Annotated in this window: 20 protein-coding genes and 1 pseudogene; 2 read left to right on the plus strand and 19 right to left on the minus strand. The window is 57.9% G+C overall.

The annotated features are described in order from the left end of the window. Both NQZ67_RS26755 and NQZ67_RS26760 read right to left on the minus strand, forming a co-directional pair. Positions 1–565 (minus strand): ABC transporter substrate-binding protein (locus NQZ67_RS26755; protein ID WP_257452027.1); only part of this gene is annotated, 565 nt, incomplete at its 3' end. A 696-nt stretch (positions 566–1,261) separates the two neighbouring features. After that, positions 1,262–2,095 carry a helix-turn-helix domain-containing protein gene (locus tag NQZ67_RS26760; RefSeq protein WP_257452028.1) on the minus strand — a complete coding sequence of 278 codons (834 nt, stop codon included), beginning with the start codon at positions 2,093–2,095 and terminating at the stop codon, positions 1,262–1,264. Positions 2,096–2,230: 135 nt separating this feature from the next. Here NQZ67_RS26760 and NQZ67_RS26765 point away from each other — a divergent pair, with 135 nt between their 5' ends. After that, a complete protein-coding gene (locus tag NQZ67_RS26765; RefSeq protein ID WP_257452029.1) occupies positions 2,231–3,331 on the plus strand; it encodes a glycoside hydrolase family 88/105 protein in 1,101 nt (366 codons plus the stop codon). 48 nt (positions 3,332–3,379) lie between these two features. Here the strand turns inward: NQZ67_RS26765 and NQZ67_RS26770 are convergent, their stop codons facing one another. From NQZ67_RS26770 to NQZ67_RS26785, 4 genes are all read right to left on the minus strand, one after another. Further along, the gene (locus NQZ67_RS26770; RefSeq protein WP_257452030.1) at positions 3,380–4,177 is read right to left on the minus strand and encodes an alpha/beta hydrolase; all 798 of its coding nucleotides are present in this window, start codon (positions 4,175–4,177) and stop codon (positions 3,380–3,382) included. A gap of 4 nt (positions 4,178–4,181) precedes the next feature. Continuing rightward, positions 4,182–5,873, minus strand: a complete 1,692-nt coding sequence (locus tag NQZ67_RS26775) for an alpha-L-rhamnosidase-related protein (protein ID WP_257452031.1) — start codon at positions 5,871–5,873, stop codon at positions 4,182–4,184. Positions 5,874–6,286: 413 nt separating this feature from the next. Continuing rightward, positions 6,287–7,387, minus strand: coding sequence for a rhamnogalacturonan acetylesterase (locus NQZ67_RS26780; protein WP_257452032.1), 1,101 nt, complete (start codon positions 7,385–7,387; stop codon positions 6,287–6,289). A gap of 23 nt (positions 7,388–7,410) precedes the next feature. Then, on the minus strand, positions 7,411–8,694 hold the full coding sequence (locus tag NQZ67_RS26785; RefSeq protein WP_257452033.1) for a Gfo/Idh/MocA family protein: 1,284 nt from the start codon (positions 8,692–8,694) through the stop codon (positions 7,411–7,413). A gap of 133 nt (positions 8,695–8,827) precedes the next feature. On the opposite strand from NQZ67_RS26785, the gene NQZ67_RS26790 reads away from it, so the two are divergent. Continuing rightward, a complete protein-coding gene (locus NQZ67_RS26790; protein WP_257452034.1) occupies positions 8,828–9,664 on the plus strand; it encodes a helix-turn-helix transcriptional regulator in 837 nt (278 codons plus the stop codon). Positions 9,665–9,742: 78 nt separating this feature from the next. Here NQZ67_RS26790 and rpmG read toward each other — a convergent pair whose 3' ends face one another. The 13 genes and pseudogenes from rpmG to NQZ67_RS26855 all read right to left on the minus strand — a co-directional run bounded on the left by rpmG (position 9,743) and on the right by NQZ67_RS26855 (position 23,061). Beyond that, positions 9,743–9,892: a 50S ribosomal protein L33 gene (gene rpmG / locus NQZ67_RS26795; RefSeq protein ID WP_257452035.1), complete on the minus strand. Its 150-nt coding sequence runs from the start codon at positions 9,890–9,892 to the stop codon at positions 9,743–9,745. A gap of 17 nt (positions 9,893–9,909) precedes the next feature. Then, positions 9,910–11,127 (minus strand): GTP-binding protein, encoded by a 1,218-nt coding sequence (locus NQZ67_RS26800; protein ID WP_257452036.1) that lies wholly within the window; start codon positions 11,125–11,127, stop codon positions 9,910–9,912. A gap of 66 nt (positions 11,128–11,193) precedes the next feature. Then, positions 11,194–11,679 (minus strand): hypothetical protein, encoded by a 486-nt coding sequence (locus tag NQZ67_RS26805; protein ID WP_257452037.1) that lies wholly within the window; start codon positions 11,677–11,679, stop codon positions 11,194–11,196. A gap of 19 nt (positions 11,680–11,698) precedes the next feature. Next, positions 11,699–11,968, minus strand: a pseudogene (locus NQZ67_RS26810) (GTP-binding protein); the annotation flags it as partial. A gap of 57 nt (positions 11,969–12,025) precedes the next feature. After that, positions 12,026–12,832 (minus strand): AAA family ATPase, encoded by an 807-nt coding sequence (locus NQZ67_RS26815; protein WP_257452038.1) that lies wholly within the window; start codon positions 12,830–12,832, stop codon positions 12,026–12,028. 69 nt (positions 12,833–12,901) lie between these two features. Then, positions 12,902–13,234 carry a DUF3024 domain-containing protein gene (locus tag NQZ67_RS26820; protein ID WP_257452039.1) on the minus strand — a complete coding sequence of 111 codons (333 nt, stop codon included), beginning with the start codon at positions 13,232–13,234 and terminating at the stop codon, positions 12,902–12,904. Positions 13,235–13,261: 27 nt separating this feature from the next. Beyond that, positions 13,262–13,531: a 30S ribosomal protein S14 gene (gene rpsN / locus NQZ67_RS26825; RefSeq protein WP_306813086.1), complete on the minus strand. Its 270-nt coding sequence runs from the start codon at positions 13,529–13,531 to the stop codon at positions 13,262–13,264. A 124-nt stretch (positions 13,532–13,655) separates the two neighbouring features. Next, a complete protein-coding gene (locus NQZ67_RS26830; RefSeq protein WP_257452119.1) occupies positions 13,656–14,759 on the minus strand; it encodes an MFS transporter in 1,104 nt (367 codons plus the stop codon). A gap of 15 nt (positions 14,760–14,774) precedes the next feature. Then, a complete protein-coding gene (locus NQZ67_RS26835) occupies positions 14,775–14,915 on the minus strand; it encodes a hypothetical protein (protein WP_257452041.1) in 141 nt (46 codons plus the stop codon). After that, positions 14,912–15,973, minus strand: a complete 1,062-nt coding sequence (locus NQZ67_RS26840) for a FecCD family ABC transporter permease (protein ID WP_257452042.1) — start codon at positions 15,971–15,973, stop codon at positions 14,912–14,914. Before NQZ67_RS26840 ends, NQZ67_RS26835 begins: the two co-directional genes overlap by 4 nt. Beyond that, complete coding sequence (locus NQZ67_RS26845) at positions 15,966–16,994, minus strand: FecCD family ABC transporter permease (protein ID WP_257452043.1); 1,029 nt, start codon at positions 16,992–16,994, stop codon at positions 15,966–15,968. Before NQZ67_RS26845 ends, NQZ67_RS26840 begins: the two co-directional genes overlap by 8 nt. A 16-nt stretch (positions 16,995–17,010) precedes the next feature. Beyond that, positions 17,011–18,066: an ABC transporter substrate-binding protein gene (locus NQZ67_RS26850; protein WP_257452044.1), complete on the minus strand. Its 1,056-nt coding sequence runs from the start codon at positions 18,064–18,066 to the stop codon at positions 17,011–17,013. A 321-nt stretch (positions 18,067–18,387) separates the two neighbouring features. After that, positions 18,388–23,061, minus strand: coding sequence for an S-layer homology domain-containing protein (locus NQZ67_RS26855; RefSeq protein ID WP_257452045.1), 4,674 nt, complete (start codon positions 23,059–23,061; stop codon positions 18,388–18,390). Positions 23,062–23,149 lie beyond the last annotated feature (88 nt).

Below are 23,149 nucleotides of genomic sequence, written 5' to 3' on the forward strand. Positions count from 1 at the left end.
TCTTGATGTCGGCCGGGTTCACGCCCGCTTTGTCCAACAATTCCTTGTTGTAATAGATAACCGACGCGCCAACGTGATAATCCACACCGTAGTAGTTGCCGTCCTTCGCGTAGATGTCAAAGCGCGCCTTGACGAGATTGCTGAGCTCCGGCTCGACGATGTCATTAAGCGGCACCAGCTGCGGCTCGCCTTTCAAGAAGTTCGGGAACTTTCCGAGCTCGATGTCCGCGAGGTCCGGTGCGCCGCTGCCCGATTGCAGCGACACCAGCAGCTTGTTGTGCACGTCGTCGAAAGGGCTTACATTCGCGACCAGTTCAATCTGCTTGTCCGGGTTCACCTCGTTCCAGCGCTTCGCCATCTCGACGTAGAAGTCCGCATGGAGCTGTTGGAATGTCCAGAACTCCAGCTTCGTCTTACCGCCCGCATTACTCTCGGCGTTGCTTCCGGCATTGGCCGCTTCGCCGCCACTGCCGCCGTTGTTTCCTCCGTTGTTCCCGCTGCACGCCGAGATTATCAGCACGATCGCCAGCAACAGTGTCACCATACTCGTCAGCTTCTGTTTCATTCGTTCTCCCCCTAAAACCTTTTATTTTATAAAAATCTAAAACGTTTTATATTAATATAATATTAAACGAAGATGTTTTTGTCAATACAGAAGAACGCGCTTACATTACGTGACGGCTTAGAGGTTTCCTCAATCAAAACGAATACCAATGAAATCGTGTACATCCTTTCATCTCCAATCACGCCTCCCAATAAGTGTAAGACAACGAGGTTTAGTTCAATCGTTAGCACTTTTATTAATAAGAACCTTTTTGTTAATTAAATTAAAATTCAAAGCGCTTTCAATGTCAAGCTTGTTTTAGAAAAATAATTCCATTGCAATTCCCCCGGATATAATTTCATGTTGGCATACGCTCCCTTCCTCGACATCAGTCGTTTATTCATTCTTTTTTCCTTTTTTTGATGTAGTTATTTATCGCATATTTAATAGTATTCTATAATATTTCTCTGGTTTCTTTCGTTAACTTTAACTAATATTTCATGCAATCTTCATTAGCAAAATCGCTTGAATCCACCTTCAAAATAAATAAATACATTTATTAATATGATGGCATATGAATGCAATATTAATTAATACATTCATTAATTTCACGTCGGAGGAGCAGCCCTTTTCCTTCAAAAAAGTCACAAAAAAGGCCTATGCGCATACGCATAGACCCTCAACCGTCCTAACCATGATGCTTGTGACCGGGCGATCTTAATCTTGTCTTCTATAATATAACGGCGCATGTCCGGTAACCGCCTTGAAAACCCGGCCGAAATGCGTCACGCTGCCGAAGCCTACCTTTCTTGCGATCTGATTCGCCTTCAATGAGGAGCTCTCCAGCAGCTTCTTCGCTTCCTTGATCCGGACGCTGTTCACGTATTCGACGAACGCGAAGCCCGTCGCTTCTTTGAAGAAACGGCTCAAATAATAGGGGCTGATATAAAACCTTTCCGCCAGCAAATGAAGGGACAGCTCGTCCATGTAGTGCCCGTTAATATAACGGACAATTTCCGATATTCTTTCGTGCATGGGGCTGGGTGACGAGATCGGTTCCACTGCGTTCTGCTTCCTATGCCGACAGCAAGTAATCAGCAATTGCACGGCAAGCGACTGGGCGAACAGCTCGAAGCCCTGCTTCTTCTCCTGCATCTCCCCAATCATCCCCTGCGCAAGGGACTCGATCGACAAGCGGTCGCGCAAGGAGCTGCCCACGATCAGGTAATCCTGCTCGAACAGCGGCTGAAACACTTCCCGGTGAACGCCATCCGCCGAAAAATGCTGCTCATGAATATTGACGATGAACCTCTCATGCATCGGCTTCTCCGCGTTGGTCGTACGGTGCAGGACGTTGGGGGCGATGATGACGACGTCGCCCTCGTTAATGACGAGCGTCCGGTCCTGAATGAAAAACTCCCGCTTCCCGGACATCAGAAAGTAGATTTCGTACGTGCTGTGAAAATGACTGACCGGCATATGGTGACTGAGCGCCTTCCGGTGGGATACCACGAAGGTTTCCGCTTTATTTTTGTAATAGAGATCTCCCACGAAGCTCCGACTTCCTTTCGCATCCCTCTCATTATATCGCAAGATATGAGAAGAAAAAGCGATTTTCTGCAAAACATGTACATGTACCGGTGCTAGAATTGAACTAATAACGAGCATTAAGGAGGAACGATAGCAATGACATCATCCACATCCGTATTGACCCCGATCGAATGGGCGCAGAAGGCCTGCGAGGCGCTTATGGCCAAGTTCGAGCCGGAGAAGCTGCCTCCGGACCGGTTCCACTACCATCAAGGCGTGTTCCTGTCCGGCATGGAGAAAACGTGGCGGCAGACCGGCGAACAGAAGCTGTACGATTACATGAAACGTTGGGTGGACAGCCAGATACTCGAGGACGGCAGCATTAAAAAATTCAACCCTGACGAGCTCGACGACATTCAGCCCGGCGTGCTTCTGTTCACTCTATACGAACAAACCGGTGACGAGCGGTACAAAAAAGCATTGCACACGCTTGTGCCGCTGCTAAAGTCGTGGCCTACCAATCCGTCGGGCGGCTTCTGGCATAAGGGGCGCTATCCGAATCAAATGTGGCTCGACGGGTTATATATGGCGGGTCCGATCGCCGCGCAGTTCGGCCAAACCTTCGGCGAAAGCGACTATTTCGACATGATGGCCTTCCAGGCGATCCTCATGGAGAAGCATACGAAGGACCCCGAAACCGGCTTGCTGTACCACGGCTGGGATGAAACGAAGGAGGCCGCTTGGGCCGATCCCGATACGGGACTCGCGCCGGAGTTCTGGGGCCGCGCCATCGGCTGGTATCCCGTCGCGCTGCTCGAGATGTTCGAATACATGCCGGAGAATCATCCGGATAAACCGAAGCTTATCGCCATCCTCCAGGACCTGCTCATCGCTCTGACGAAGTATCAGGATCCTGCCACCGGGCTGTGGTATCAGGTCGTGGACAAGGGAGACCGTCCGGACAACTGGCTGGAAAACTCGTGCACCGCGCTGTACGCGCATGCAATTGCCAAGGCCGTCCGGTTCGGCTATCTGGACGCCAAGTTCCTGGAGTACGCATGGAAAGGCTATCAGGGCGTCATCGACACGCTGATGTTCGACGAGAACGGCCGCGTCGTCATCGGCAAGATCTGCATCGGTACGGGCATCGGCGACTACGCCCACTACATTGCCCGCCCGACAAGCGAAAACGACCTGCACGGAGCCGGCGCTTTCATTCTCATGTGCGCGGAGATGAATTTGGCGTCTGCGAAATAATGCGAAAAAGCTGGAGCCCGGCAGTGCGGCTCCAGCTTTCGTTTATTTCTAGGGTAAGAAACCCCTTCGCGCCAGCCAGCGCTCGCACAGCTCCATCCAACGGGCCGTGTCCGGCACTTCGTCCGCAAGCCCAATGCCGTGCCTTCCTTCCTCGAACACGTGCAGCTCGTACGGAATGCGATGGCGGGCCAGCTCCATCGCGAACAGCATGCTGTTCTCCGGAGGCACCGCGACGTCCTCGGCGGTGTGCCATAGGAACGCCGGCGGCGTGTTCTCGTTCACCTGCTGCTCGTTCGACAGCAGCTGGATCAGATGATCTTCCGGTTCCGGGCCAAGCTGTACCTCTCTGGAGCCCGCATGCGTATATGGCTCCCTGAAGGAGATCACCGGGTAGCAGAGGATCAGCGCATCCGGACGGCTGCTGTGCCGCTCGACCGGATCCTCGGCCGACGGGTCGCCGGCGTCGAACTGGGTGCCGACCATCGACGCGAGATGCCCGCCGGCCGAGAAGCCAAGCATACCGATGTGCTCGGGATCGATATTCCATTCCCGCGCGTGCTCTCTGGCATACCGAATGGCCCGTTTCCCGTCGAGCCATGCGCTAGGATAGGCGTATGGATAAACGCGGTAATGCAGGACGGCGGCGGAGACTCCGATTGCATTCAGCCATTCCGCGACCGGATACGCTTCATGCGGAGCGCGTCTATGATACGCGCCTCCCGGGCAAATGATAACCAGTCCCTTCGGATCGGCGTCCTTCAGCAGGAACAGCTCCAGCTTCGGAATGTCTTCTTCGTTCGAGCCCTGGGCAAGCGGCGCGTCGTGCGTCCATAAGCGGTGGATCATCGGATCACTCCTCCATGATTTCAACGCCCGGAGGCGCCTCGTATGTTGTTCGGACGCTGCCGTCTTCCGCCCGTTCATGCCGGATGCGAATCAGTCCATGCGGCGTCGGGTACGTTCCTTCCACCCAGTCGAGGTCATGCAGATTCGGCCGGATACGGGCCTTGCGGAAGCCCGGCTCCGCCGGCGTAATGCCGAGCACGTATTCCGACAGCCAAGCGGTCGGGCCGGAAGCCCAGCCATGGCATAAGCTGTGACGGTAGCCTTTGTAACAATAGCCTCCGTAGGTGCCGTGCACGTCAACTTTGCCGGGAGGCGTCAATTCGTCGATGCGGGCGGCATTCTCCATCCAATCGATGTCGAAGTCCTCCCAGAACGTTGTCGCTCCGAGCTCCAGCATGCCGCCCCAATAGGCTCGAATGCTGTCCAGACAGCCGCCGATATCGCCGGCTTCCGCCCGCGCGCGCAGCATGTAGTAGCCGTAGAAGGTCGAATACCCCTTCGGCGCGTCCGGCGCGATCACCTCGCGATTCGCTTCGGCCGCGTCCATCAGGCCGGCCAGCGCTTGCAGCGCGGCGGCTTGCTTGCTGTTCGCGTGATGCGGCACGTTCTCTCGCAGCCGCCGTTCGAGCGACTCGCATAGGCTGACGCTTTCTTCGTCGCCGAACAACCGGGAGAGTCTTGCTCCCGCTTGCATCGCAAGGACGAACAGCGCATGAACGCCGGCCGTTACGCCGGCCGGATTGGACGATGCCGGCCAGTCGAGGAACGGGCGGAACACGTCGATTTGGCCGTTCGAATCGACCTTGCCCGCCAGCTCGCGCAGCAGTCCCGTTATATACTCCCGCTGCTGATGCAGGTAGGACTCATTCCCGTGCTGCATGTACCAATCATGCTGGACGAGCAGCCACCAGATCGAATAGGTCGGCATGTCCATGAACATCGGCAACGGCGAACGATCCTTCTTGAAATCCATGCTCTTCGTCACAATTGCATGCTCGCCGAACACGGCGCTGATCGTGGCGACTTCGGGATGCATGTCGCCCGTCCATACCATGCGGTCCCGCTTGATTCCGTCCCACAAGTAGTCCTGCATGTTCAGATGGACCGTATAGGCGCCTGTCTCCCAAATGCGGTTCAGCAGCGGGTCGCTGCACCGGAAGCTGCCCTTGTATTCGATGTCCCGGTAGACGAATACGGCCTGCACGCTCTGCAGCTGGAGCATGCCTTCGTCCAGCAGATCGATCCGGGCGAACCGGAAGCCCGACGTGCCGAACTCGGTATAGCCGAGAAGCGCGACATCGACGACGCTGTCCCTCGCGGCATGATGATTCGTTGCGTTGCTCTCGCCGCCCAGCTCGCTCATCGCTTCCATAGCCGATTCGCCTAGTCGGATACGGACGCGAGCCGTTCGGGTAGCCGGGAATTTCCCCTCCACGACTGCGATTCGGACGCCGCCGTGAAGCTCCGTTCCGAAATCCAGCAGGATGCCGGGCGCCTCGCCCTTGTTGACCAGAATGCAAGCATTCGGCGCTTCCTTGGTTACTTGGCAACCGTTCGAGCCGAGGAGCCCCTCCGGATTCGTTATCTCGGATGTGTCGCCGGATGCCGTCGTCCATACAATGCGGGTTGGTTCGATATAGGCTCTGGTACGGGGATCGACCGCGAATCCCCGTTCTTTCAATGTTTTGATACTCATTTAATCACTCTCCTGATCGGAAAAGGATGCATCGTTCGATGGATGCCGCTGAAAAAGCTCGAATGATCTACAAAGAGGTACAGCCCCCAGATTGATGAGGAGACTGTACCTCTTAGGTATACGGGAGGCTTGAAGCGCCAGTAAGCTGAGCAGCACGTAATCAAGCCGTGATTGTATCGGAACTGAGAAGCCTTATTTTCGGATATATTCGCCGTTTTTCTGAGCTAATGGAACTGAGCGACGCTATTGACCTGTTTTAATGGCGAATTTATTCAAATCAAGTGTAATAAAAGCGCAGAGTTCCGTTAGCCGCCAAAAACGCATCATTTTCCGATGAATAACGTCTCTCATTTCCGTTAGCATCTATCCTTTTTCTCGATGACCTCAGCGTCCTGCGTTCGATACCCCGCTTCTTATCTCAAATACATGGTCAGCGGCATCAGGTTAAGCTCCCGAATGCCCTGCACGACCAGCTCCGCAATGCGAAGGCTGCCGTACTCCTGGAAATGCGTGTTATCCTGGACGCCGCTAGAGTAGTTAAGCCACTCGCCAGGCGCTCCCCACAGGAGAAGCTTTTTCGTTTCCTCCGGGCCCAGCTCTTCGTACAGCCGCTTGCTCTTCTCGGCCAAATCGATCAGCGCCACGCCTTCCTCGCGAGCCAGCTCTCTTACGGCATCGAGATAGGCGCCGTGCGTATCCTTCAGCTTGCCGGCTTCGTCGAAGTGGCGACGCTGAACGGACGTGATCAGCACGGGGGTCGCGTTAGCGGAGCGAGCGACTTCCACATACTGCATCAAATATGGCTTGTACGTCGTCGCCGGGTCGGTGAACCTCGGCTCGTCCGGCTTCTGATCGTTATGCCCGAACTGGATGAACAAGAAGTCGCCTTCCTTAATCTCTTCCTTGATCACGTCCAGCCGCCCCTCGCCGATGAAGCTCTTGGAGCTGCGGCCGCCGACCGCATGATTGGCAACTGCCACGTCATGCCTGAAATAATACGGCAGCATCTGTCCCCAGCCGGACTGCGGGAAGATGCCGTCGCGCGGATCCGTCACCGTCGAGTCCCCGGCAAGGAACAACGTGATGAGCTCCGGCGACGGTACGATCTCGAGCGCGTTCACGCGGGGAGCCAAGCCGCCGAAGCGAAGCTTCAGCTTGCCTCCTCGCACGTTAACGGAGAACTTCTCCCACGCGATCTGCCCTTCTACCGTGCGGCGGTCCTTCAGAATAAGTCGCTCCCCGTTCGTCTTGAGCGAGGTGCAGGTCGGAGCGAGCTCATCGCCTATGGCGAGGTTCACGATATAATTGCCGTCCGGCACGTCGACGACGAACGACGCGTCGAACGGGATGCAGAAATCGCCGGTCAGCGCCTCGCCGCTTCGTCTAGCGGCCGATACTTGCGCGCCGTTCACGAAGCCGTAGCCTTGCTTTGTATCGTACCCGTCCGCAGGCGTCACCTTGCGATAGTTTTCCCCGGCAGCGCCTGCCGTGCCGAAATCGAAACGGAATGTCATAGCGAGCGTTCCCCTCCCTCTAATTAGAACTTCACGAGTCCGTCCACGTTCACCGGCATTCCGGTGCGCATGGAGATGTTGCCCGCGATGCCCGTCAGAATCGACATGGCGCCGTCGACATGGGAAGCCGCGCGTTTGAACGGATCTTCGGCAGGCACGCCGAAAATATCGTTCAGCAGGATCGGGTCGCCGCCGCCATGGCCGCCTACGCCCTCTTCGATCTCCGCTTCGTAAGCCTCGCCGAACATCGGAATGACCGTGATGCTCTTCGCCTTCAGAGCGCCTTCGTCTTCCTTCTTGCCGCCGGAATTCACGTACGATTGCTCGACGATCTTCATCTCGATGCGGCCCTTCGAGCCGTTGATGTTGACCTGGAAGCCTTCCCACGGCATGTAGCAGTTCAAGGAATAGGTCATGATCGCTTTGTTCTTATAACGGACAAGCACGCCCATCGTATCCTCGATGGAGATGCCGTCGCCGAACACGCTTTGGTCGCGGTAGTAGCCGTCCTCATGTTCGGCGTCCGCGTACATGCCCTTCAGATCGGCGCTTTTCTCGAGATCGAGGGCGAACGGATCGTTTTGGGCGATTTCGCTGCCGCGGGCCCGGCTATAAAATTCCGTCACGCCGCGCTTCTCCGCGTTCTCCTTGCCGTAGAACAGCAGCGAGCCTTGCGCGTACACCGTCTGCGGCTGGGTGCCGAGCCAGAAGTTGACGAGGTCGAAGTGATGCGTCGACTTATGCACGAGCATGCCGCCGCCGTTGCGCTTGTCCCGGTGCCAGCGGCGGAAGTAATCCGCGCCGTGCTGCGTGTTCAGCAGCCATTCGAAATGAACGGAATGTACGTCGCCGATCGCGCCGCTCATGATGAGCTCACGAATTTTCGTGTTATGCGGCGCGTAGCGGTAGTTGAACGTGACGCGGACGTTTTTGCCGGTGCGCTTGACCGCATCCAGAATCTCCTGGCATTTCTCCTCGTCGACCGTCATCGGCTTTTCGGTAATAACATCGCAGCCCAGCTCCAGCGCCTTCACGATGTACGTGTGATGCGTGCGGTCTACGGTCGTCACGATGATCGTGTCCGGCTTTTCGGCGCGGATCATCTCTTCGAATTGATGAGCCTTGTAGGTCGGGACGGCGTGATGCTTGTAACGCTCCTCCAACATTTTGTTCGCGTAGTCCATTCTCGTCTGGTTCGTGTCGCAGAACGCCACAAGCTCGGAGGTATCGCGATAATCTCTTGCAAGGGATCCGTAGAAAAACTGGGCGCGTCCGCCGGTGCCGATTAATGCGTACTTTTTCTTCATATGCCAAGTCTCCTTTTAAACTTACTGATAACGTTTTCTTTTACTGTAACGCAAGTATCGCTTATAATCGACTATAATACTTGCTCTTTTTTATGAAAAAGTCGCAAATCTTGCACTCATAGTGGAGGCGAACATGGATATCGTAGGCATCTACCATAACGACGCGGGAACGATCCTGCTCGACCATACGATTCGCACGGGCAACTTCACGATGACCGTCCAGCATTCGCATGACGAATACGAGCTCTACTATCTGATGTCCGGGCAGCGGGATTATTTCATACGGGACAGGACGTACCGGGTGGAGAAGGGCAGCTTCGTGTTCATCGAGCGGGAGGAGCTGCACCGGACGATCGATACGGGGGTGCCGAATCACGAGAGAGTCGTGCTCAACTTCTCGCATGCGCTGCTTGCGGGGTTTCCTCTGCATGGGAGCAACGGCGTTATTACGCTGCCGCCGCAAGAGCAATACAAGGGCGAAGCGCTGATCGCGGAGCTGATCGAGGAGGCCAGGGGGAACGCGGCCGGCAGGGATGTCATGCTGGAGTCGCTGCTCAGGCAGCTTCTTATGCTTCTGTTCCGAGCGCAGGCCGAACAGCCGGAGCCGGAGGCTCAGCCTTCATCGGCGCACCGCGTGATCTCGGAGGTCGCTTCCTACATCGGCGACAACTATAAGGAGCCACTGCGGCTGAACGACGTGGCGAAGCGCTTCTTCGTCAGCCCGTATTACCTGAGCCGCAAGTTCAAGCAGTGCACCGGCTTCGGCTTCTCGGAATACGTCCAACTGGTGCGAGTGCGGGAAGCGCAGAGGCTGCTTCGGGAAACGGATCTGAAAATGATCGAGATCGCCTCGCTCATCGGCATCGAACCCGTGGCAAACTTCTACAAGCTGTTCAAATCGGCGAACGGCTGCTCGCCGCTCCAGTACCGGAAGCGGCAGCGAGGAGCTGCCGGGGGGACCGGGGAGTGACGGGCTGCCGAAGAAGCAACTGCAAGGCTTGAAAAAAAGCATGGCCGCGATCGGCTCGCGGCCATGCTTGCTCCCGTCTTAGCGGGTTTCCCTATGAATCGTGTACTTCTTGAGCCGTGGCGAATACTTCCTGATCTCCAGCCGCTCGGGCGTCGTGCGTTTGTTTTTGGTCGTCGTATAGTTGCGATCGCCGCACTCCGTGCAGGCCAGCGTAATAATCACTCGCATCGTCTACTCCTCCTCTCCTAACGGAATTGCTCCTCCAACTGAATCCCCGTATGGTCCGGGAAGTCGTCCTGGAACGCGCTCCAGTTCATGCCCATCTCTTCATCCGTCAGCAGGCACTTGTCCAGCTCTCCCGATATCGCCATACGATCCAGGTCCATACCGATAAACACGATTTTGTTGACCCGATCGCCATACCGCTCATCCCAGCTCTCCGCGATGGACGGATCCTCGCGAAGCAGCTCCCGCCGCTCCTCCTCCGGAAGTGTCGCCGCCCACTTGCCGGCCGGACCGAATTGGATGGAAGGACCTGCTTGGCTGAAGCTTTGCGCCATCTCGCCGCGGGTCGCGAGCCATACGATCCCTTTCGCCCGGACAATCTCCTCCGGCCATTCGCTCATCCACTGCATCAGGCGCTCCGGATGGAAGGGCCTTACCCGCTCGTAGACGAACGACGCGATGCCGTATTCCTCGGTTTCCGGCGTATGGTGCTCCTTCTCCATTTCCTGCATCCAGCCGGCCGAGCGGCTGGCCTCCTCGAAGTCGAACAACCCCGTATACAGAATGTCGGAGGGACTGACCTGCCCTCGTTCGGCGCGGATGAACCGCGCTCGCGGCTGTAGCGTCCGGAGCACCTTCTCCAGCTCAGCCAGCTCTCGCTCGCCGACCAGATCGCATTTGTTCAGGACGAGCACGTCGCAGAACTCGATTTGGTCGATGAGCAGGTCCACAACATCGCGGGCGTCGTCCTCCGCCACGGCCTGCTTGCGGTCCATCAACGATTCGCCGGAGGCGAAATCCGCCCAGAAGCGGTAGGCATCCACGACGGTGACCATGCAATCCAGCCTGCAGAATTGCGTCAAATCGATGCCCTGTTCCTCGTCGATATAGGAGAAGGTCTGGGCGACTGGTACCGGCTCGCCTACGCCCGTGGATTCGATCAAGATATAATCGAAGCGGCCCTCCTTGGCAAGCCGCTCCACCTCGCGGAGCAAGTCCTCCCGCAGCGTGCAGCAGATGCAGCCGTTCGACATCTCCACCAGCTTCTCGTCCGTCCGCGACAGGTCTCCTCCTCCCTGGATCAGGTCGGCATCGATGTTCACTTCGCTCAGATCGTTCACGATCACCGCCACCTTGAGCCCTTCTCGATTGTTCAACACGTGATTCAATATCGTGGTTTTGCCCGCGCCTAGGTAGCCGCTGAGCACCGTCACGGGCAGTTTTTTGTTTTCGTTCATCGTTTCGCACCTCTGGTCATTTGTCTAATGGCAGGCCGATCGCCTGCTCCGGTATTTGTGTCAACTTCATGGGTGACCGGCCTCCGCCGCATTCTCCAACATGGCCCTGGCGCAGCTCTCCACCAACAGGCAGAACGAGCGGTTATGTCTTATATAGAAGGAAGACAAATCATAGCGGCGCCTGCCGGGCTCATACGTCACAAGAAGGCGATGCTTCATTCGCTTCATGGCGAGGCTGACGAATGCTTCCATCCGTGCCGATGCGGGAAACGTAATATAGGCGTATAACGAGTGCTCCTCCGGCTCGTCGAGCAGACTTACACCCGCGCAGGAAAATTCCGTCTCGATGCCGAGACGTTTGAACATCGTCAGAGCGGGCAGCAGCTCCGCATCGACGTCGGCCCCGCCGAAGCACAAGGTCTGCTTGGCGCGCACCCTCCGCTTCGGGGCAGCAGCCCATCCGGACAGCTCCTCATCTCTTCGCTTCCAGCGCCGCTCGTTATGGGAGCTGAGGATAACCTCCGATTCGTCGCTGTGACTGATATAAGCCATTTCGCCACTCTCCTCTGTATTAGAAAGTCGGCAAGGGATCCGGAAGCTTGCGCCAATTCCCGCTCATCTCCGCGGCCGTCAGAAGCGCGCCATCCAACGACCGGGCAATGGTTTCCTTGTCGAGATCAATTCCGATCAAGACGAGCTTGGTAACCCGATCGCCCCATTCCTCGTCCCAGTCAGGGGATTTCGGGTAATTCTCCCCGAAGTAAGAAATCCTCTCTTCTTCGGACAGCGAGGCCACCCACAACCCTGCCGGTGCCAGGTGCCGCGATACTCCCGCCTGGCTGCCTCAAACCGTAACAATTACGATTTTGGATCAATAAAATGTGCCGAACGCAGCGGTTCAACACGTCTTGGGCTGGTATTCGGCCAAAGCCTCGTCAATATGAGCCGTTCGAAGAGGGCTGTCCTCGATGATCGCCTTCCTCTTGGCCTTCAGCACGATTTGCTCCATGTCGGCGTAGCTGCAGCCGGCCAGCCGCTCCGAGGCGATCGCCCGAACATCCTCCTCTTGCCCGAATTCGCCGATCAAGAGCGAAATATATTGCTCTCTTCCCGCTTCATCCGGCAGGCTGTACGCCATCTTCGTATCGAAGCGGCGCCAAATCGCATTGTCCAGCTCCGTCTCCAAATTCGTAGCCGCCATAAAGATGCTGTCGCCCTCGAATTCGTCCAGACATTGGAGAAGCGTATTGACGACTCTGGCCATTTCTTTTACTTCATCGTTGTTTTCCCGCGTTCTTGCGATTGCGTCGAATTCGTCCAGGAACAAGACGCATGGCGTCGCCTTCGCGTATTCGAATATTTTGCGCACGTTGCTCGCCGTTTCTCCCAGATGGCTGTGAATAATCGCATCCAAGCGCACCAGAATGAGAGGCAGCTCGAGCCGGGACGCCATATAGAAAGCGGTCAGCGTCTTGCCCGTGCCGGGAGGGCCGAACATGACGACCTTATTCGGGATCGGCACCTCATGCTGCTCGAATTTCTCCTTCATCCCAAGAATCGTAATAAATTCTTCGACGATTTGTCGGTTCCGGGGCGGCAAGACGATCCGCTTCACTTTCCTTGCGCATTCCTTTGCCGCGTAATAAGCGGCCATATCGATTCCTTTGGCGCGCGGCAGTCGCGTGTTCGATGACGTTTTACCCATCTTGATTTTCTCCCTTGCCTTGAATTGCGTCTATGCAGGACCGGACATCCCGCCCCGCCGCTCTGCGGCTCACGATATCCAGAACAAGCCTTCTGTGTCCAACTCCACCTGCTCCAGCTGGCGCTCGAAGTCGGAATCCGGCCGTATGGCGGGAACGGGGACGAAAGCCCCGTCCTCACGCTTCGCATACACGCGCCAGCTTCCCGCTTCCAGCCGGAATTGCGCGATGTCGGCGCGGCTCCACTCCCGCTCCGGATAGGCGGGCCTTTTCTCGCACAAGGTCAGGACGTTGCCATCCCACTCATAGGCCAACCGGACGGAGGACCGCACGCCATGGGGCACCTTCGTTTCGATGTAGCCGTCCAATATTTTCTCGAGTCTTCTGACCGTGAATGAATCCATCTTATCTTCACCCCGAGCGCTGAGCCGTTACCAGCTGGACTTCTTAATGCCCGGAATTTGGCCTTTGTACGCCAGCTCCCTGAACACGATACGCGATACTTTGAATTTGCTTAAGTACCCATGCGGCCTGCCGGTCACTTCGCAGCGGTTGTGCAGGCGAGTCGGCGACGCGTCCCTCGGCAGCTTCTTCAGCCCCTCGTAATCCTTGTTTTCCTTCAGCTGTTTCCGAATTTCCGCGTAACGGGCTACGGTAGCGCGTCTTTTCATTTCTTTGACGACTTTTGATTTTTTGGCCAATAAGGGCACCTCACTAATAGTAATAATTACGATTAATTATAAACAACATTTTCGAAAATGCAACCCCTTGCCCAAAATCGGCTTTTCGGTTCGATGGCCCGGCATAGAGAATACACCGGACAGCTCAATCTGCAGCGTCGCGCAGCGGCGTACGAAGCGCAATGACGAACAAGAGGAGCATCAGCGCGGAGAGCAGCGCGAAGGTCGGCTGAACGCCGACGCTCGCGGCGGACAATCCGCCGAGCAGCGCGCCGAAAGGCGACCCGCCATAAGCGATCATGCGCCCGCCGGCATGTACTCTCCCCTGTAGATGATCGGGCGTCAGCTGCTGGCGTAGCGTGATGCCGTTCATAATGATCAACGTGCTTGCTCCGCTCCATAGCAAATAGAAGGCCGCCGCCGAAGGAAGAGCGCCGCTCATGGCGAAGCCGAACAGCGAGGCGCCGCTGAGGGCCAAGCCCGCGATCGTAATGAGCCCCGGTCTGAGCCTGATTCGGAGACGAGGCAAGCTCAAGCTTGCCAGCAAAGCGCCGGCAGAGCCGACCGTCAGCAGCAGCCCGAACTGCGGCGCTTCGTCCGCAATGCCCAGCTCGCTTGCGGCGAACACGACAAGCAAGCCGGCCGCGGCTCCCCCGACGAAGCTGTTGCCGAAGCCCAGCAGCGTCAAACTGCGGATAAGCGGCTCCGCCCATATGAATCGCAGACCCTCGCGTATATCCGTCCCGAGCTTCCGCAGCCGCCCCTCGGGAATTGCTTCCAAGAGGGGCCGTTCCGGCTGGAACGACTGACGAATCGATCCGATTATAAGCGCGGACAGGAAATAGCAGAGCGCCGTTACGGCAACGGCCCATTCCGCGCCCCACGCCGCAATGATCACTCCGGCTAGGAGCGGAGCCGCCATTCGAACGACGGTATCCGATGCGATCAGCAGGCTGTTCGCGGCCACCAGATTGCGCCGGCCCACTAGCTGCAGCAGCGCGCCGTGACTGGCGGAGTCGAAGCCGACAAATGCGACGGCAGCCAGAAACGATACCGTGATGAGATGCCAGGGCGAAGCCTGGCCGGCAAGCAAAGCCGAGAGAGGCACCGAAGCGAGCGCGGCTGCGCTGAGCAAATCGCAGCCGATCATGATCCGCTTTCGGCTGCCGCGGTCGGCGAGAGCTCCCGCAAGCAGGCCAAACAACAAATACGGCAGACTTCCGCTTGCCGCGACTAAGGACGTGAAGATCGGCGAGGAGGTCTGCTAGTAAATATAGAACGGCAGCGCTACAACCGAAAGGCCCGAACCAAAGTAGCTGAGCAGATTGAAGGCGAAGTATCGTGTGAAGCCTTTGCTTGCCCACAACGAAGCTTGGTTTGCGGCCGATTCCGCGCGCCGGCTCACCTCCTCGCCCCCGGTCTGCGCAGCAGGTAGAGGAAGAAAGGCGCCCCTAGCAGCGTCGTAACCGCCCCGACCGGCAGGCTTGACACATGATGCTGCATCCCCGGCAGGACGAACGTAAGCGTGATGCTCTGGCCCGCCCAGTCGGCTGCCGTCAGCAGCACGGCGGACAGCAGTGCGCTCGCCGGGAACAGCCGGAGCGGCTGAGAGCCGACGAGCCGGCGGGCGATATGGGGTCCGATCAGCCCGATGAAGCCGATCGCTCCTACCGCCGATACCGCCGCGGCCGTCAAGGCGGCCGCGGCGAGAAGCAGCAGCAGCTTCATCCGGTTCACGGCAAGACCTAGTCCTGCGGCCGTTTCGTCGCCGAGCCGAAGGAGCGACGCATGCCGAGCGAGCAGCATAGCAAGCCCGAACAGCGCCAGTCCCCATGGCCATATATGGCTCCAATGCATCCATACTCTGCCGTTCAGCGATCCGAAATTCCACAGCAGGACGGAGGACAGTCCCTCCTGATTGCGCAGAAGCAGTAGCGATGTCGCCGACTGAATGACCGAGGTAGCCACTATTCCCGTAAGAGCCAGCCTGGCGCCGCTGTTGCCCCTTCTGCCGTTCAGCAAATAAATGAGGACGACCGCCGCCATGCCGCCTGCCAGCGCCGCCCACGACAGCCCGCCGCTTGTCGGAGCCGCGCCCGGCCACCATTGCATGGCAAGCACAACGGACAGCACGGCGCCCGCGGATACGCCGATAAGCCCCGGCTCCACCAGCGGATTGCGCATCACGACCTGAAGAATCGCTCCGGCCAGGCCCAGCATGGCGCCCGCCGCCATCGCCACCAGAACACGGGGTAGTCGCAAGTTCCATACAATATGCCGAGTGCCGGCATCCTTCGATACGCCAAGCAGCGCCTTCGCTACCTCCGCTATGGAGAAGGAGGTGCGACCGAACGCGATATGGAGCACGAGCATCGCCGCAAGCAGCGCGGCCAGCACAGCCAGTACGAGAATATAGGAAGCGCGGAACGAACCGCGTTCTCTGCCGAACATTCCTTTAGCCAACGGGTCCGCCTCCTCTCCGAATCAGCACGTACAGCAGGAAGACGCTTCCGCCGAGCAGCGTCGTCCATACGCCGACCGGGATTTCCATAGGAGCGAACATTAGCCTGGCGAATCCATCGGCCGCCGACAGAAGCGCCGCTCCGCAAATCGCGGAGACGGGCAGGACAAGCCTGGCATCCGTCGTGCGAAGCATAGCCCGGGTCAGATGAGGCGCCAGCAGCGAGATATAGCCGATGGGTCCGCATTGCGCCACGGTAACCGCGACAAGCAAGGCGCAGGTCACAAGGAGCAGCATCCGGGTACGTCCGACCTTCATGCCGAGTCCCGTTGCCGCATCGTCGCCGAGCTGCAGCAGATTGACGGAACGAGCGAGCAGCATGGCGACAGGAAGCATCACGGCGAACCAAGGGATGAGGCGATCGACATGCTCCCAGCTGCGGTTGGCCAGTGAGCCTAGCAAATAGATATACAGCAGATTGACATCGTTGCTGGTCCCAAGGGCGATGAGCACGACCAATAGACCGTTCAGCATGGCGGACACGGACATGCCGACTAGCAGCATGCCCGCGACGCCCCGGCTGCCCCTGGACGCAAGCACGACGATCGCTCCGCCCGCCAGTCCCCCGGCAAGCGCTAGCAGGGGCTGCAGTTGGAACGGCACCGGCAGCCGCAGCACCGTCACGGCCGCTATGACGAGCGAAGCGCCCGCGGATATGCCGAGCAGCTCGGGACCTGCCAACCGATTATTCAGCGCGCCTTGCATCAGCGTGCCGGAAGCGCCCAGAAGAGCGCCGGTCATTAGTCCGATAATGTAGCGAGGCAGTCGGATTTCGCTTACAAGAATATGCTCCAGCTCCTCCCCTCCCGGGGCGAGCACGGCAGACCAGACGACATTCCAGTCGATTACGGGAGTGCCGTATTTCATTCCCGCCGCGAAGGTCGCCGCAAGGACGGCTGCTAAAGCAAAGACCGGAAGAATAAGGGTTCTTCCGGTCTTCATGATGGGGTTCCGATTCGACATGTGTACGGCCAGCCTCCTAATACAGGTCCGGGTACAGAATTGCCAGCGCCTCGTCCATCATAATCGACAACGAGCGAGTTCCCCGGCCATCCCCCCAAATCGGCGATCGCACCTCGTGCACCTGACCGTTCTCTACCGCCTTCAGCTTGCTCCACAGCGGCGATTCGGCCAGTTGCTCCGAAATCAGCTTCGTCCCCGGGCTGTAAGAGTAGCTCTCCACGAAGATGACATCGGGATTCTCGACCAGCAGCTTCTCCAGGGAATAAGGCACGCTGCCTTCCCCATAAGGATCGTCCTCTGGATTCTCGACCTTCCAAGGATAGTCGGAAATTTCCTTCATGACGGTGCCGCCAAGTCCGCTGTCCGTAATGACCGAGAAGTTGACGTCGGAGCCGTAAATAATTAAAGCCTTCTTGTCCTTCGGAGCCTGCTCACGAGCCGCTTCCAGCTTGTCGAGGAATCGCTTCTTAGCCGCAGCCGCCTCCTCCGTTCTGCCTGTCAGCTCGCCGATCGTCTCGAGGAACGCGATCGCCTCCTCATAGCTCTTCGGATTGCCCAGGAAGAGCGGCGCAACTCCGTTCAAGCCTTCCCGGAGCGAGTCGTGCACGCCGGACAGGCCGATGACGAGATCCGGCGCCGCGGTCACGAGATCCTCCAGACTCGGCTCGAAGAAGCTGCCGCCGATTGATGGGAACGACTCGCCTTCGCTTCCGTAAAATTCCGGCGCGCTGGCGATGGTGCGAACGCCGCTCTCCGCGATCGCGGCCGGCTTCATGCCGAGCTCAGCCAGCACGTCTACGCACAGGGAGACGACGCACGCCACCTTCTGGACGGGTTTGTCAACCGTAACGGATACGCCCGTCACGTCGGTTGCCGTCACGGGTTCGAAGGAAGGCTCTGCGCCCGCCTCCGGCGATGGCGACGCCGTCTCCTCCGCCGCCGGGGACGCCGACTGCCCCGCTGAGGGCTCCTCTGTAGCGTTATCGGCGTTACCCGTATTGCCGCCGCAAGCCGCCAGCATAAGCATCATCATGATCAAAACAACTTGACTCGCTACCTTTTTCTTCAACATGAACGATAATCTCCTTTTCCCGCTATAATGAAATTTACGACTCGCTTATCCGTAATCTTTTCGATTATTAATAGTAATTACTACTATTAATTTTGTCAATGCATTTTCTGCAGGTCAAAGTCGTCTCATCGGCTTATTTCACTTGGCCGGTCCTTTTCCGCTCCTTTAAGTCGGTCTCGCCCACTTATTACGCTTCTCCTAGCGGAGGACAAAAAAGAGCCGCCCCATAAGGGCGACTCTGGCGACTCTGGCGACTTTCCAATCCTTTCAAGCTCATTCAAATTCCTCATGATAACTTCAAAACCGGCCCGACGTCGGCGACTAATCGATATACTCCACGTATTGCAGCAGTCGCTTCAGCACGACGGCGGCTTCGGCGCGGCTAGCCAAGGCCTGCGGGTCGAAGCGTCCGTCCGTGCGGCCGTTCATCAGCTTCGAATCCATAGAGACGGCAACTGCGTCGATTGCCCAATCCGAGACGTAAGCCCAGTCGGCGATACCCAATGCTTCGTTCAGACCGGCGGCTTCTTCAATCATCGATACCGTGTCCTTGCCAGCCGCTTGCAAGGCCCGCAGAAGCATAACGCTCATTTCCTCGCGGGTAATGGCGGCGTCCGGACGGAACTCGCCGTTCTCGAAGCCGAGGATCAGGCCGGCTTCGGCGGCTGCCGCAACCTCGTCGGCGAACCAGTCGCCAGGCGACACGTCGCTGAACGACGGCGCATCATCCACGTCCACGGAGCGCAGTCCCAGCGCCCGCGTCAGCAAGGCCGCGAACTCGGCGCGCGATACTTCCGCTTCAGGATGGTACAGACCTTCCGGCGAGCCCTCCACTAGCAGCTTGCTCGCGAGCAGCGTCACGTCTTCCTCCGCCCAATGGCCCTGCAGATCCGCAAAGCTCTTCTCGATGACGGCAAGACCGTACGCGCCGTTACCAGAGATGCGCAATTCGGCCAAAACGTCGTCTTCATCCTTAACGAATCGAGCCGGAACAAAGCCTGGCTCACCCGTCTCCGCATCCAGCAAGATCGCGGTTAACCGCGCCGAGCTTCCTCCCGAGCTTGCCACGCTAACCGAACGTTCCTGGCCGGCATGGAGGATGAGCTGAGCGATAAAGCCCTCTACAGCTTCCGTTGTTTGGCCATCGGCGGACACCAGCTCCAGCTGCAGCTCGAGCACATGTTCCCCCGACAAGCGGCCGCCCTGCTCGGCGAGCAGCTCCGAAGCATCGGACGACAGCTCCGCCGCGCCAAGACCAATAACCAATTCGCTGCCCGCTTCCGCGTCTTCAAGCGCCTCCGCCCATCCTCTCACCGACAGGCGGAAGGTTCCAACAGGCGTAACCAGCTCGATCATGCCACTCGGAATGTCGTTCAGCGCCTGAAGCATTCCCTCTACCGGAAGCACGGCTTTGACACCCGAAGCCTCTTCGAAGTCATCCGCGCTGACCATATAGCCAAGCACCTGATCGGATGCCGGCTTACCCTTCAGCTGCGACAGCTCCTTCAGCATGCTCTCCTTATTCACCTGAAGAACAGCCGTGCGCTCTCCGTCCGCTCCGGTCTCCCACTCGAGCTTCACGCGTTCAGGCTGCGGAGGAGTGTAGCTTCCGCCTGTCGAACCGCCGCCGCCCGCATTCCTCGTCATGACAACCGACTTCTCGTTCGTCTTGTAGCCATCCACGAAAACTTCGATCGTCACCGTATTCGCGCCAAGCGCAAGAGGAACGGTTGTCGAGAAAAGACCTTCGTCCGACAACGCCGCCAGCTTCACGCCGTTCACGATAACCTCCGCCTCGCCGTTGCCGATGACTTCCGCTTGCCCGCGCAGTTCAACTTGGGCGCTTGTCGTCTGCATGCCTTCGTATTGCATATAGCCCCTCAGCACCGCCGCCTTCGCGATATCGCCGATCTGGTAGGCATTCGCGACAAGCTGGCGATTCGTCCGCGTTCCGGAAGGATCCAGCGTCGAGATGACGAAACCGCCCGCGGGAATGGCGCTGTTCGTATCGTCGGTCGTTCCCCAGCTCCAATTGACCGCTTGCGTCCGGTTCGGCATCTTCGTTACGACGCCGTCCGCGTCCACGACGACCTCGACGTTGTATCTGCCGCCGCCGGTTGTGGCTCCATAGCTCTCGGAATAGACGTTGATGTCTCCCTCGACCAGGTTAATATCCAAATAGTCGGCTTCCAGGAATTGCTCCGGCTGTCCCGGCAGGCTGAGGCCCAGCTGGTAGTCCTTGACATACACTTTATCCTGCAGCGAAGCGGCGACGACCGGCCAGTTCACCTGCGACGCGTCGAACAGCATGAGACCGTTCGAATTCCGCAAACCGGACTGGAAGATCTCCCTCTGCTTCTCCGGCTGCTGCACGTTGTTCATCGCGATGCCCGCGTACAGCGGAATTTCGCCGTTCGTCACGATGTTGCCGAGCGTAATGTATTTCTCCACTTCCGGTCCCGTCTCCTGATAGGCGCCGATCATGAGGAAGTCGATATGCTCGATGTAGCCATTCTCGTAATAATCGTCGGTATACACTTGCGGATTGCCCAGACCCAGACGCTCGTCATAGCGGAAGTTCGGGCTTCCCCAATGGACGCCGTTCAGGTAGTAGGTTTCGAACCAGGAGCCGACGTAAGAGGATACTTCGATCGTTCTCCCCGACTCCGTCTCGAACGCGTCGACCATGTCCTTCACTTCATCAAAATAGCTTGTGATGACGCTTGCGCGGAACGCCCACCATTCGTTGATCAGCGGACCGTCCACGCGCGTCGTGCCTTCGTAGCGGAACACATCCTGCGGCCACTGCGTCAGCGTTTTGCCCCTGTCGGCCAAATATGCCTCGAACTTCGCGCGCGTCACGTCGGAGAAATCCGCCGTTTCGTTGTCGTATCGGCCGCGGTCGTGAATAACGCCGTCCACGTCGTAATTCTCGATGACTTCCCGGTACGTGTCCATCTGGAACGCTCTCACGTCATCGTTCGCGGGATTGACGAACGCCACCAGCCCTTGGGCCGAGCTTTCGCGCAGCCTCTTGATGACGCCGCCGTCCTGGTGCTTGTATACCCGCTCCTCCCAGTCCAGATGATCATCCAGCACCGCGTACTCCCCGCTAGCAATGGAGCCCTCCGCAAAATCGTTGATCGCCGCATGTACCTTCAGTCCCAGCGCATGTCCGTGCTCGACGAACTCTTGCAGCAGATCGAGATTCGGGCTCGCGCCCGCTTTGCCCGGAGCCGTAATTTCGCTGACATACGGCCTATCGGTCAACGTCGCTTTTTTGTAGGAAACAAATCCCTCTACGCCCTTAACGTCGAAGGCGATATCCGTAATGCCGCTGTCCTTGGCTTTCTTCAGGAACTGATACACGTTGTCGCTGGTCTGGAACTTCTTCGCGTTGGACGCCTGGTCGACCCACAGAATGACCTGCTTCTCGCCCGCAAAGCCGGGACGCGCGTAGATGACCAGATTTTCTTCTTTTTGCAAAATGCCGTTTTTGGTGACCGTGACCTTGGCATAATTGATGCCCTCCTCCAGCGCGAGCTCATAGGAGAAAGAGCCGTCGGCCGCGTAAGGCACTTCCGCCTCGTTCACGGTTAAGACCGTCTCGGCGCCTTGTTCGAGGTTGCTAAGCTTGCCGGTAATGGCAGTCGAATCGTCCGTTACGGTATACATGTCGTAATTGTCCAGGCTCAGCCTCACCAACAAGCCGTTGTCGCCCATCAGCTCGGTCAAAGAGACCACATTCCCGTTTTTGCGCAGCTTGATGGCGTCGCCCACCTCGAAATAGGTGGCGAGATAGCGTTTGATCATATTGTTCGCGTACGAGGAATCCTGCGCGTACAGCACATAGCCGCCAGCCGGAATATCCAGCTCCGTCGGCCCGGTCCAGACCGGCGGGTTGCCGCCGATGGACGGGTTGACGACGCGCGTCACTTTGCCGTCCGGTCCGACCTGCACCGCTACGCTTGTCATCGGCACGGTCAGCGACGTTCCATAATTGCGCGTGTATAAGCCGACGAAGTCCGTCACGCCCGCTTCCGCCGGTGGCACGTCCATAACGGTCAATTGCTTGCGCGGACCTTCCAGAGAGATCGTAATATCGATCGGAGCCGCTTCGACCTCGATGTAATCCCCGACTTGGCCGGAGTTGTCGTACGTAATAACAACCGTCTTCGCCGCCAGCTCCGTCTGCTCCCTCCACAGCTTCACCGCCGCCTCATTGGCTCCTTGGACCAAAGATAACGTAAGCGCGAATGCGCCCGTGCCGCTAAGCGGAACGTCGGCATCGTTCACCGTGACCCTGAGACCATCGTTTGCCTTGTAATGCAGGACCGTGCCCTTCAGCTCGTATACGGGAACCGTCACAGTCTCCGCATCGGCGGCTGGAGACGTCAAGGCAAGTCCCGGCTGCACGTTCAGGAAATCTTCGGCCGTTACCTCCGCTCCGTCTCTCATCAGCGTCATAACATCCCCCGTCTTGAAATGCTCGTAAACCGGCTTCCGGTATTGCGACGTCGTCCAGTCGGCATCGCTGGCGAGCACGACGTATCCGCCTTCCGGAATCGTCACCCGATGGCTGGCTTCAAAGCTAACTGGCTTACCGTTGCCGCCCAGCTCCGGGCTCGGTCCGTGCACCTTTGCGATTTGCCCGTCACCGTTCACCTCCAGCGCCAGATTGCCTTGCTTCACGAATATTTCGTTCACGTTGTCGGTGTTGCTCACGCCCGCGCCGCTCGTAAATAAAGAAATATAATTGCTCTTCTGCGGCGGCGCGTCCACGTTAATATTCACATGCTGCACGGCGAGCTGCGTAGCACCGTCTTCCGACACGAGTGTGACGGCTCCGCTAGCTGCCAATGTCACAGGTTCGCCCCCGGCCGGCTGGACGTCTCCGCTCGTCGCCATGGCAAACTGCGGCAACGAGGTGACCAACAAAGCGGCGACCAGCCACTGGCTGCATCTTCTGAAAAATCGCTTGCTCAAATCATCCACCATCCTTTAATGAATTGGGATCGGTCGATTGGCAAACAAGCAGTCCGCGTCGCGCGGCCGCTTGTTCGCCGAATTGCTCTAGGATGAC

It is taken from the genome of Paenibacillus soyae, from assembly GCF_024623455.1.
Taxonomy (GTDB): domain Bacteria; phylum Bacillota; class Bacilli; order Paenibacillales; family Paenibacillaceae; genus Pristimantibacillus; species Pristimantibacillus soyae.